Genomic DNA, 11560 nt, shown 5'->3' with positions numbered 1-11560 from the left:
GACCGGCGGAAGGTCGGCAGGGGAGAGCGGGGGAGGAACGGGCATGCCCGGAGGTACGGCGGTCCGACGGTTCACCGGGCGCACGCGCGCGTACGACCAGAGCCCCTCGCGCACGCGCGCGTACGGCCAAGGGGTCCTCCGCCGGTTCCTCGCACGCGCGCGCGTGCACCCCGTCGCGTACGCCCTCGTCCTCGCCTGCACCGCCGGGCTGCTCGTCCTGGCCGGCCCGGGGACCGGCAGCGCCGACGCGGTCTCGGTCTGCCAGGGGCGGCCCGCCCGTACGGTCTCCTTCGCCACCGGCGAGCTGCGTGTCTACCGGACCCGGCAGTACGCCTGCGCGCTGGTCCTCGCCAAGCGGCCGGGCGCGCCGCGGCCCATGAAGGTCACGCTGCAGCCGCGCGGCGGGCGGGCCGCGGTCGTCGGCGGGACATGGGGGCGGCAGGCCGGACCGGTGACCGTGCACGCGCTCAACCGGTGCGTCCGCGCCACCGCGACGGTCTCCGGACGGTCGGCCGCCACCGGCTGGATCCTGTGCTGATACGGAGGTAAGGCCCAACCGGGTCTGGCGGCCCGCACGTTGACCCCGCTAGGTTCACGACACCGTTGTGAATCATGGGGAGGGTGCATGCGTAAGTCGCTGAGACTGATGCTGTCGCTTTCGGTGCTCATAGGCACCGTGGGCTCCACCGGCGTGGCCACCGCCACCGCCGCCGACACGGAGTCCCGCAGCACGGTCGCGGACGCGCAGAGCTCGGACATCAAGGACCGCCTCCTGGCGATCCCGGGGATGAGCCTGATCGAGGAGAAGCCGTACGCCGGCTACCGCTTCTTCGTCCTGAACTACGCGCAGCCGGTCGACCACCGGCGCCCGTGGGCCGGCACGTTCCAGCAGCGGATCTCGGTCCTCCACAAGGGCACCGACCGCCCCACCGTCTTCCGGACCAGCGGCTACGGCCTGAGCACCAACCCCGGCCGGTCGGAGCCGACCCGGATCGTCGACGGCAACCAGATCTCCATGGAGTACCGCTTCTTCACGCCGTCGCGGCCGCAGCCCGCCGACTGGTCCAAGCTCGACATCTGGCAGGCCGCCAGCGACCAGCACCGCATCTTCACCGCCCTGAAGAAGATCTACGGCAAGAACTGGCTCTCCACCGGCGGCTCGAAGGGCGGCATGACCGCCACCTACTACGAGCGCTTCTACCCGCGCGACATGGACGGCGTCGTCGCCTACGTGGCCCCCAACGACGTGGTGAACAAGGAGGACTCGGCCTACGACCGGTTCTTCGAGAACGTCGGCACCAAGGAGTGCCGCGACCGCCTCAACTCCCTCCAGCGCGAGGCCCTGATCCGCCGCGAGCCGCTGCAGAAGAAGTACGAGGAGTGGGCCGAGACCGAGGGCGCCACCTTCAACACGGTCGGTTCGCTCGACAAGGCGTACGAGGCCGTCGTCCTCGACTTCGTGTGGGGCTTCTGGCAGTACTACGGCGAGTCCGTCTGCGACAAGATCCCGAACGCGGCGACCGCGAGCGACGACGAGGTCTACAACACGATCGACGAGTACTCCGGCTGGTCCTTCTACACCGACCAGGGCCTGGAGTACTACACGCCGTACTACTACCAGGCGGCCACCGAACTCGGCTCGCCCACCATCAGGCAGCCGCACCTCGACGGCCTCAGCCGCTACGGCTACCAGCCGGCCAGCAGCTTCGTGCCGCGCGAGATCCCCATGAAGTTCAAGCCGCAGGTGATGCGGGACGTCGACAACTGGGTCCGCAAGAACGCGAACCAGATGCTCTTCGTCTACGGAGAGAACGACCCGTGGGGTGCCGAGCCCTTCCGCCTCGGCAAGGGCGCCCGCGACAGCCACGTCTTCGTCGCGCCCGGCGGCAACCACGGCGCCAACGTCGCCGGACTCACCGACGCCGACCGGGAGAAGGCCACCGCCCGCATCCTGGCCTGGGCCGGTGTCGACGCCCCCGCCGTCGACGCGGCCAAGCCGCTCGCCCGCTTCGACGCCCGCCTCGACCGGCCGGTGGACGAGGACGTGACGCGGGAGCACGGCCTGCGGCCGTGACCCCCGGGGGGTGCGCCCGACCGGGCGCACCCCCACCCGTCAGGCGTACGAGAGCCCGTACCCGACCGGGTAGAGCGTCACCGACGGGTCCTCCGCGCTCCGCACCGGCACCGGAAGGCGTCCGCGCGGCTCCGCGAGTCCGGCCATCACCCGGACGGCGGCGCGGAGTTCGACGTCGGTCCAGGAGTAGGCGGCGAGCGTGGCCCGCTGCCCGGTGACATGGGCGACGTCGTACGGGTTGCGGATCGCGACCGTCACCACCGGCACCCCGGTCGCCACGAGCCGCGCCACCAGCGTTCGCTGGGGACTGGCCGCGGAGAGGTTGTACGTGCCCACCACGACCACGTCCTGACCCTCGGCGGCGGCCACCGCCTCGTCGATGCGGGCGGCCGTCGGGGAGATGCCGGTGGACAGCACGGTGGCGGTGAAGCCCAGTTCGCGCAGGGCCCCGCCGAGGGTGGCCGTCGGCGGTCCCGTCGTACCGGACGGGGAGACCGGGTCGGCGCCGACGACCAGGACCCTGCCGTGCGAGACCGGGCTCAGCGGCAGGAGACCGCCCTCGTCGACCAGCAGGGTCGTGGTCCGCTCGGCGATCCGGTCGGCCTCGGCGAGGTGCCGGGCGGCGCCGACGGTCCCGGCCACCTCCTCCCGGCTCGTGTACGGAGCGGAGAACAGGCCCCGCCGGGCCTTCAGCCGCAGGATCCGCAGGACCGACTCGTCGATCCGCTCCTCCGTCAGCTCCCCGCCCCGTACGGCTCCGAGCACCGCGTTCCAGGCGAGGTCGAGCTTCGGCGGGTTGAGCAGCTGGTCCACACCGGCCTTGAGGGCGAGCACCGGCACCCGGTCGTCGCCGTACTTGGTGCGCACGCCCTGCATGTCGAGGGCGTCCGTCACCACCACCCCGTCGTAGCCGAGCTGTTCGCGCAGCACACCGGTGAGGATCGGGCGGGAGAGCGTCGCCGGGTCCTCGGACGGGTCGAGCGCCGGGACGACGAGGTGCGCCGTCATGATCGCGTCGATGCCGGCGGCGATCGCGGCCCGGAACGGCGGGGCGTCCAGCTCGGCCCACTGCTCGCGGGTGTGGGTGATGACCGGCAGGCCGTAGTGGCTGTCCACGGCGGTGTCGCCGTGGCCGGGGAAGTGCTTGGCGGTGGCCGCGACCCCGGCGCCCTGGTAGCCGCGGATCTGCGCGGTGACGAGCTCGGACACCGCGCCCGGGTCCGAACCGAAGGAGCGGATGCCGATGACCGGGTTGGCCGGGTTGACGTTGACGTCGGCGACCGGCGCGTAGTTCTGCCGGATGCCAAGGGCGGCCAGCTCGGCGCCCGCGATCCGCGCCGCCTTGCGGGTGTCGGCCGGGGAGCCGCCCGCGCCGAGCGCCATCGCGCCCGGCAGGAGGGTGGCGGGCCTGCCGACCCGGCAGACGATGCCGTGCTCCTGGTCGGTGGAGATCAGGACGGGGACCGGGGTGCGGGAGGCGAGCGCGGCGGCCTGGATGCCGTCGGACAGCCCGGCGATCTGGTGCGGATCGCGGGTGTTGTGCGCCCAGGAGAAGTAGATGATCCCGCCGACGTGGTAGCGCTCGACCAGCTCGGCGGCGGTGCGGACGCCGAACTCGCGGAGGTTGGCGTCGGCGTCGGCCTGGTCGGGGGAGGTGGCCGAATGGCCGTACACCCGCGTGACGAAGAGCTGGCCGACCTTCTCCTCCAGCGACATCCGCCGGACGATCCGGCGCAGCCGCTCCTCGGTCCGGGCGTCGGTCCGGGCGTCGGTGGCGGGGGAGGCGAGGGCGGCGGGGGCGGCGGCGCCGGTGACGGCCGCGGCGGCCGCGGCGGTGAGGAGGGTGCGGCGGGTGGGGTGGGGCACTGGTTCTCCTTCCGGTCACGCAGGGGTGAAGGAAACTGCCAAGGTGCACGGATAGCCTGAAAGTAACTGCCAGGTCAAGGACTCCCGCACGAATCGCCGAGAAGGGTGGTTCGGTTCGGGGGTACGGCTCCGAAGGTCGCCGCCCGCCCCGGCCTCAGGTCCCCGCCGCGATCGAGGGCCACAGTTCCTGGAGCGTACGGACCGTCTCCACGATCGCCGGGCGGCGCGCCGCACCCGTCCGCCACAGCGCGTGCAGCCGCCGCGTCGGTGCCGGGTCGAGCCGCAGCGGCGCCACCTCCGGCGGCAGCGCGCCGCGCCCGAGGCGGGGGACGAGCGCGATGCCGAGACCGGCCGCTACCAGCGCGACCTGCGTGTGGTTCTCCTCCGCCTGATGGACGATCAGCGGCTCGACGCCGGTCGCCCGCAGGGTCCGCGCCAGCCAGTCGTGGCACACCGTCCCCGGCGGCTGCGAGATCCACCGCTCGTCCGCGAGCTCCTCCCGCCGCACCGACCGCCGCGCCGCCAGCGGATGGTCCCGGTGGACCAGGATGTCGCAGCCGTCGTCGCCGATCACCGCCTGCTCCACCCCGGGCGGCGCCGGCAGCGGCGCGATGTCCCAGTCGTGCGCCACCGCCAGGTCGAGCACCCCGCGCGCCACCAGGTCCACCGACAGGTGCGGGTCCACCTCGGTCAGCCGGGCGTCCAGGCCGGGGTGGCGCAGCGCCAGGTCCGCGAGCACCCGAGGCATCAGACCGCGCGCCGCGCTCGCGAAGCAGCCGATCGAGAGCCGCCCGGCGGGCAGCCCCCGCCGCTCTTCGAGCCGTACCTCCGCCTCCTCCACCAGTGCGAGCAACTGGCGTGCGGTGACGGCGAGCTGGTGGGCCTCGTCGGTGAGTCGGACACCCCGCCCGCTCCGTTCGAGCAGGGTCGTACGGGTCTCCCGCTCCAGCTTCGCGATCTGCTGGGAGACCGCCGACGGGGTGTAGCCGAGGGCCGCCGCGGCGGCGCCCACGCTGCCGTGGACGGAGACGGCGTGCAGGGCACGCAGACGGCCGAGATCGAGCACGGGAACCCCCATGGATTCAGTGTTGCTTCATCCAACCATGAAGAGACCTGTGCTGGTGCTACACGGTCGGGGCCCGCCATGCTCGTCCGCATGCGCCCCGCACACATCGCCCTCGCCGCGCTCGTCGCCGCGGTCTGGGGGGTCAACTTCGTCGTCATCGAGATCGGTCTCGACCACTTCCCCCCGCTGCTCTTCTCCGCCCTCCGCTTCCTCGTCGCGGCCCTCCCCGCCGTCTTCCTCGTCGGCCGCCCCAAGGTCGCCTGGAAGTGGATCGTCGCCGTCGGACTCGCCCTGGGCGTGGCCAAGTTCGGGCTCCTCTTCACCGGCATGGACCTCGGCGCCCCGGCCGGGCTCTCCTCCCTCGTCCTCCAGGTGCAGGCCGTCTTCACCGCCCTCTTCGCCTTCGCCGCCCTCGGCGAACGCCCGTCCCGGCGCGCCGTGCTCGGCATGGGCGTGGCCCTCGCGGGCATCGGCGTCGCCGCCGTCGACGAGGGGACCTCGGGGCCGGTCACCGGCTTCGTCCTGGTCGTCGCGGCCGCCGCCTGCTGGGGCGTCTCCAACGTCCTCACCCGCAAGGCCGCCCCGCCCGACCCGCTCAACTGGATGGTCTGGGTCAGCACCGTGCCCGTCCTGCCGCTGCTCGCCCTCTCCCTCCTCCTGGAGGGCCCCGAGCGGGACCTGGCCGCGCTGCGCGCCCTCGACTGGACCGGCGCCGGGGTCATCGTCTACGTCGCCTGGATCACCACCGTCTTCGGCTTCGGCGCCTGGGGCTGGCTGCTCCGCCGCCATCCCGCCTCCTCCGTCGCCCCCTTCTCCCTCCTCGTCCCCGTCTTCGGCATGTCCTCGGCGGCGCTCTTCCTCGGCGAGTCGGTGAGCCCGCCGCGGTGGGCGGCGGCGGTGCTCCTCGTCGGCGGGGTGGCCCTCACGTCCCTGACCCCGCGGCGCACCGGGGGGACCCCGAAATCCCTGGTGCGGGAGGCCCCGGCCCCCGTATCGTCCATGGGTCCCACCGGCGAGGAAAGGCCCGCATGACCTTCGAGAACGTGACCGTCGACGCCCCCGTCCCCGCGCCCGGCGCCCTGCTCCTCGCCGGAATCCCCGGCAGCGGCAAGTCGACGGTCTCGGCCGCCCTCGCCGCCCGCTTCCCCCGCGCCGCGCACATCGAGGTCGACCGCCTCCAGGAGCTGATCGTCAGCGGCGGCCACTGGCCCACCCCCGACGGCGACCCGGAGGCGGACCGCCAGATCCTCCTCCGCGCCCGCAACGCCTGTCTCCTGGCGGGCAGTTTCGCCGCCGCCGGCTTCCTCCCGGTCATGGACGACGTCGTCGTACGCCGCTCCCACCTGGACCACTACCGCGCCCGGCTCACCACGGTCCCGCTCCACGTGGTGGTCCTGGCCCCCGGCCCCGACAAGGCATGGGAGCGCAACAACGCCCGCCACAAGCGCCTCACCACCAACTGGGCCTTCCTCGACGAAGCCATGCGCGCCGAACTCGCCGACCAGGCCGTCTGGATCGACAACGCCGACCAGACGGTGGCCGAGACGGTCGACGCGGTCCTCGCCGCGACGGGTCTCACGCCTTCCTGAGCCTCAGCCCTCCGCGCGCGGGAACCCGTCCGTCTTCACGACGATCTCGCGGCCTTCGAGGGGGAGGACCAGGTCCTCGCCGAAGGCGATCTTCTCCTGCTGGGTGTAGGTGCCGGCGTCAGTGGGGCGGCTATGGATGGTGCAGGTCTGGTCAGACGGGTCGATGATCACGTAGAGCGGGATCGCGCACCGGGCGTACATCCAGAACTTCTTCTCGAAGTCGTTGTCCCGCGTGCTCTCAGAGATCACTTCCAGGACGGCTTCGAGGTCGTGCCACTCGAAGCGGCCGCGGCTGTTGAGCTCGGAGCCGGGTGCGACGACGGCGAGGTCGGGCGCGTAACCGTACAGGCTCGACGGAAAGTCGATCATGACGTCCGAGAGGATCTCGCCGTGGCCTGCGAGCTGCTGCTCGATCTGGGGCGCGGCCTTGAGGATCACCTTCCACTGATCCCTGCCCTGCGGCGTCATGATGATCTTCCCGTCTGTGATCTCGACGTGGTAACCGCTGGGCAGCTTGGCGTCCTCCAGCGCGTCCCATGCGCTCCGAACGTCCATCTCTGTCGTCGTCATGAGGACCTCCGTATGCCGTCGATTCCCACGATAGCCGCCTTTACCCCCGCGGTGCCGCCGTCGAATCCCGTACCACCAGCTCGCCCCGGACCGTCTCCAGACCACCCTCCGGGGCCTCCTCCGTACCCATCGCCAGACGGCCCGCGCGGATGCCGGACTCGTGGAGGGGGAGGTGGACGGTGGTGAGGGCGGGGACCGCGTCGATCGAGAAGGGGAGGCCGTCGAAGCCGGCGACCGAGACGTCGCCGGGGATCGACAGGCCCCGTTCCCGCAGGGCCGCGCAGACACCGAGGGCCACCGTGTCGTTGGCGGCGACGATCGCCGTGAGGCCGGGGTCGCGGGCGAGGAGGTCCGTGACGGCGGCGTGGCCGGAGGCGCGGTCGTAGAGGCCGTGCACGGTCGGGCCCTCGGGGACGCCCGCCGCCGCCAGGGCCTCCCGGTGGCCCTCCAGGCGGTGCCGGGTGGTGGTGCGGTCGGCGGGGCCCGCGACGTAACCGATCCGCCGGTGGCCGAGGCCGAGCAGGTGCTCGGTGAGCCGGCGGCCCCCGGTGCGGTTGTCGAAGACGAGCGCGGCGGTGTGCGCGTCGCCGGGCGCGGGCGGCCGGCCGCACAGCACGACCCGCGTCCCCGCCTCGGCCATCCGGGAGAGCTTCGCGGCCGTCGCCGCCAGGTGCTCGGGGTCCTCCAGGGAGCCGCCCATGAGGATCACGGCGGCGGCGCGCTGCCGCTGGAGCAGCGTGAGGTAGGTGAGCTCGCGCTCGGGGGAGCCGCCGGTGTTGCAGACGACGGCGAGCTTCTCGCCGCCCGCCCGGCCCGACCCGCCCTCGCCGATCGCGCTCTGCGCCGCGCTCGCCATGATCCCGAAGAAGGGGTCCGCGATGTCGTTGACCAGCACCCCGACCAGGTCGGATGTGGCGGCGGCGAGTGAGCTGGCGGGCCCGTTGAGGACGTAGTCCAGCTCCTCGACCGCCCTGAGGACCCGCTCGCGGGTCGAGGCGGCGACCGGGTAGTTGCCGTTCAGGACGCGGGAGACGGTCGCGGGGGAGACCTGGGCGCGGGCGGCCACGTCCGCCAGGGTGACGGTCATCGCGTGCGTACCTCCGTCATCGCGTACGTACCTCCAAGGCCCTTGTCCGGCGTGTTGTCGGCAGGCTAGCGTCATCCATGACAGAAAGCGCTTTCTATCTCCATCGCGAAGGCGCTTTCCTGCCGTGCTTCCACGCAGCGAACGAGGGCCCAGGCCCGTCGGGGAGAGGACCATTCCGTGACACGCAGGACCATCCGCATCGCCATGAACGGCGTCACCGGACGCATGGGCTACCGCCAGCACCTCGTCCGCTCGATCCTCGCGCTGCGCGAGCAGGGCGGCCTCGACCTCGGCGACGGCCGGGTCCTGTGGCCCGAACCCGTCCTTGTCGGCCGCCGCGAGCACGCCCTGCGCGCCCTCGCCGAGAAGCACGGCCTCACCGAGTGGTCCACCGGCCTCGACGCCGTCCTCGCCGACGACTCGATCGACGTCTACTTCGACGCCCAGGTCACCTCGGCCCGCGCCGACGCCCTCACCAAGGCGATCGCCGCCGGCAGGCACGTCTACACCGAGAAGCCCACCGCCGCCGACTTCGCCGGCGCCCTCGGCCTCGCCCGCCTCGCCACCGAGAAGGGCGTCAAGCACGGCGTCGTCCAGGACAAGCTCTTCCTGCCGGGCCTGCTCAAGCTCAAGCGGCTCGTCGACGGCGGCTTCTTCGGCGAGATCCTCTCCGTGCGCGGCGAGTTCGGCTACTGGGTCTTCGAGGGCGACTGGCAGGAGGCCCAGCGCCCCAGCTGGAACTACCGCTCCGAGGACGGCGGCGGCATCGTCGTCGACATGTTCCCGCACTGGGAGTACGTGCTCCACGAGCTCTTCGGCCGGGTCACCTCGGTCTCCGCCCAGACCGCCACCCACGTCCCGCGCCGCTGGGACGAGCAGGGCAAGCCGTACGAGGCGACCGCCGACGACGCCGCCTACGGCACCTTCGAGCTGGAGGGCGGCGCCGTCGCCCAGATCAACTCCTCCTGGACGGTACGCGTCCACCGCGACGAGCTCGTCGAGTTCCAGGTCGACGGCACCGAGGGCTCCGCCGTGGCGGGCCTGCGCAACTGCCGCGTCCAGCACCGCAGCGCCACCCCCAAGCCGGTCTGGAACCCGGACATCCCCGCCACCTACTCCTTCCGCGACCAGTGGCAGGAGGTCCCCGACAACACCGAGTTCGACAACGGCTTCAAGGCCCAGTGGGAGCTGTTCCTGCGCCATGTGGTCCTCGACGAGCCGTACCACTGGGACCTCCTCGCCGGCGCCCGCGGCGTCCAGCTCGCCGAACTGGGCCTGAGGTCCGCCGCGGAGGGCCGCCGCCTGGACGTGCCGGAGGTGACCCTGTGACCCTCCGCCTCCCGATCCCCGGCGGCGGCACGCGCGCGTACGACCCCCGTACCGAACCGCTCGCGCTCTCCACGACCGGCCGCCCGCCGGCCTCCCGTACGGTCTTCTCCGCCGCACACGTCGTCGCCGACCCGTACGCCGACTCCACCCCCGACGGCCCCGCCGCCGTCGACTGGGACGCCACCCTCGCCTTCCGCCGCCACCTGTGGTCCCACGGCCTCGGCGTCGCGGAGGCCATGGACACCGCCCAGCGCGGCATGGGCCTCGACTGGACGGGCGCGGCCGAACTGATCCGCAGGTCGGGCGCCGAGGCGAAGGCCGTCGGCGGCCGGATCGCCTGCGGCGCCGGCACCGACCAGCTCACCGGCCCCGCCACCCCCGCCGCGATCCGCGCGGCGTACGAGGAGCAGTTCGCCGTCGTCGAGGAGTCCGGCGCCCGGGCCGTCCTCATGGCCTCCCGCGCCCTCGCCGCCACTGCCACAGGGCCCGAGGAGTACCTCGACCTCTACGGCCACCTCCTCCGCCAGGCCGCCGAACCGGTGATCCTCCACTGGCTCGGCCCCATGTTCGACCCGGCCCTGGAGGGCTACTGGGGCTCGGCCGACCTCGACGCGGCCACCGAGACCTTCCTGGAGGTCATCGCCGCCCACCCCGACAAGGTCGACGGCGTCAAGGTCTCCCTCCTCGACGCGGGCCGCGAGATCGCGCTCCGCCGCCGCCTCCCGGAAGGCGTCCGCTGCTACACCGGCGACGACTTCCACTACCCGGAGCTGATCGCGGGCGACGACCAGGGCTTCAGCCACGCCCTGCTCGGCGTCTTCGACCCGCTGGGCCCGCTGGCGGCCGAGGCGGTACGCACCCTCGACACCGGCGACACGGCCGGCTTCCGGAAGACGCTCGACCCGACGGTCGGACTCTCCCGCCACCTCTTCGAGCCCCCCACCCGCTACTACAAGACGGGCGTGGTCCTCCTCGCCTGGCTCGCGGGCCACCAGGACCACTTCACGATGGTCGGCGGCCTCCACTCCGCCCGCTCCCTGCCGCACCTGGCCCGCGCCTACGAACTCGCCGACGGCCTCGGCCTGTTCCCGGACCCTGCCCGTGCGGAGGCCCGCATGCGCGCCCTCCTCACCGTTCACGGAGTCCCCCAGTGAACCCAGACCGCTTCAGCATCAACCAGATGACGGTCCGTCAACTCCCCCTCCCCGTCCTGGTGGCGGAGTGCGTACGCCTGGGCGTCCCCGGCATCGGCCTGTGGCGCGACCCGGTCAAGGAGTACGGCGTCGAGGAGACCGCGGCCCTGGTCCAGGAGGCCGGCCTGAAGGTCACCACCCTCTGCCGGGGCGGCTTCTTCACCACCGACGGCTGGGAGGCCGACAACCGCGCGGCCATCGACGAGGCGGCGGCCCTCGGCACCGACACCCTGGTCCTGGTCTCCGGCGGCCTGCCCCCCGGCAGCCGCGACCTGCCCGGGGCACGCGCGCGCATAGCGGACGCGATCGGCGTGCTCGCCCCCTACGCGGGCGCGCGCGGGATCCGCCTCGCCATCGAGCCCCTCCACCCCATGTACGCCTCCGACCGCTGCGCGATCTCCACCCTGGACCAGGCCCTGGACATCGCCGAACGCTTCCCGGCCGACCAGGTCGGCGTCACCGTCGACACGTACCACCTCTGGTGGGACGACCGGGCCCCGGCGGCGGTGGAACGCGCGGGTGCGGAGGGCCGCGTCCACTCCTTCCAGCTCGCCGACTGGACCACCCCCCTCCCGGAAGGCGTCCTCAACGGCCGGGGCCAGCTCGGCACCGGCGCCATCGACCTCTCCTGGTGGGCGTCCCTCCTGGACGGGGCCGGCTACACGGGCCCGGTCGAGGTCGAACTCTTCAACGACGCCCTGTGGGCGAGGGACGGCGTCGAGGTCCTGGAGGAGACGGTGAACGCCTTCCTCAAGATCTGAGCCCGAAGGGGTGCGGCCCTTCTTC

11 protein-coding genes are annotated in these 11560 nt (G+C 72.9%); 7 read left to right on the top strand and 4 right to left on the bottom strand.

The genetic code is table 11. The annotated features are described in order from the left end of the window. The first annotated feature begins 43 nt into the window (after positions 1–43). On the top strand, positions 44–538 hold the full coding sequence (locus tag QK442_RS24795) for a hypothetical protein (RefSeq protein WP_282696259.1): 495 nt from the start codon (positions 44–46) through the stop codon (positions 536–538). Positions 539–625: 87 nt separating this feature from the next. After that, positions 626–2074: a S28 family serine protease gene (locus tag QK442_RS24790; protein WP_282696258.1), complete on the top strand. Its 1449-nt coding sequence runs from the start codon at positions 626–628 to the stop codon at positions 2072–2074. A 39-nt stretch (positions 2075–2113) separates the two neighbouring features. Here QK442_RS24790 and QK442_RS24785 read toward each other — a convergent pair whose 3' ends face one another. Next, the gene (locus QK442_RS24785) at positions 2114–3940 is read right to left on the bottom strand and encodes a glycoside hydrolase family 3 protein (RefSeq protein WP_282696257.1); all 1827 of its coding nucleotides are present in this window, start codon (positions 3938–3940) and stop codon (positions 2114–2116) included. 154 nt (positions 3941–4094) lie between these two features. Next, positions 4095–5006, bottom strand: a complete 912-nt coding sequence (locus QK442_RS24780) for a LysR family transcriptional regulator (protein ID WP_282696310.1) — start codon at positions 5004–5006, stop codon at positions 4095–4097. Between the two features lie 90 nt (positions 5007–5096). Here QK442_RS24780 and QK442_RS24775 point away from each other — a divergent pair, with 90 nt between their 5' ends. Beyond that, on the top strand, positions 5097–6038 hold the full coding sequence (locus tag QK442_RS24775) for an EamA family transporter (protein ID WP_282696256.1): 942 nt from the start codon (positions 5097–5099) through the stop codon (positions 6036–6038). Further along, the gene (locus QK442_RS24770; protein ID WP_282696255.1) at positions 6035–6595 is read left to right on the top strand and encodes an AAA family ATPase; all 561 of its coding nucleotides are present in this window, start codon (positions 6035–6037) and stop codon (positions 6593–6595) included. Before QK442_RS24775 ends, QK442_RS24770 begins: the two co-directional genes overlap by 4 nt. 3 nt (positions 6596–6598) lie before the next feature. On the opposite strand, the gene QK442_RS24765 is transcribed toward QK442_RS24770, so the two are convergent. Together QK442_RS24765 and QK442_RS24760 are read right to left on the bottom strand one after the other, a co-directional pair. Continuing rightward, positions 6599–7165 (bottom strand): Uma2 family endonuclease, encoded by a 567-nt coding sequence (locus tag QK442_RS24765; RefSeq protein ID WP_282696254.1) that lies wholly within the window; start codon positions 7163–7165, stop codon positions 6599–6601. Positions 7166–7205: 40 nt separating this feature from the next. After that, positions 7206–8252 carry a LacI family DNA-binding transcriptional regulator gene (locus tag QK442_RS24760; RefSeq protein ID WP_282696253.1) on the bottom strand — a complete coding sequence of 349 codons (1047 nt, stop codon included), beginning with the start codon at positions 8250–8252 and terminating at the stop codon, positions 7206–7208. 177 nt (positions 8253–8429) lie between these two features. Between QK442_RS24760 and QK442_RS24755 the strand changes: the two genes are divergently transcribed. The 3 genes from QK442_RS24755 to QK442_RS24745 are packed head-to-tail and all read left to right on the top strand — an operon-like array spanning position 8430 to position 11535. After that, positions 8430–9581 carry a Gfo/Idh/MocA family oxidoreductase gene (locus QK442_RS24755; RefSeq protein ID WP_282696252.1) on the top strand — a complete coding sequence of 384 codons (1152 nt, stop codon included), beginning with the start codon at positions 8430–8432 and terminating at the stop codon, positions 9579–9581. Then, positions 9578–10735: a dihydrodipicolinate synthase family protein gene (locus QK442_RS24750; RefSeq protein ID WP_282696251.1), complete on the top strand. Its 1158-nt coding sequence runs from the start codon at positions 9578–9580 to the stop codon at positions 10733–10735. Before QK442_RS24755 ends, QK442_RS24750 begins: the two co-directional genes overlap by 4 nt. Next, complete coding sequence (locus QK442_RS24745) at positions 10732–11535, top strand: sugar phosphate isomerase/epimerase family protein (protein WP_282696250.1); 804 nt, start codon at positions 10732–10734, stop codon at positions 11533–11535. Before QK442_RS24750 ends, QK442_RS24745 begins: the two co-directional genes overlap by 4 nt. The last annotated feature ends 25 nt before the right edge of the window (positions 11536–11560 follow it).

This window comes from Streptomyces sp. CC208A (genome assembly GCF_030010625.1).
GTDB lineage: Bacteria > Actinomycetota > Actinomycetes > Streptomycetales > Streptomycetaceae > Streptomyces.
This window is presented reverse-complemented; position numbering and strand designations above follow the sequence as displayed.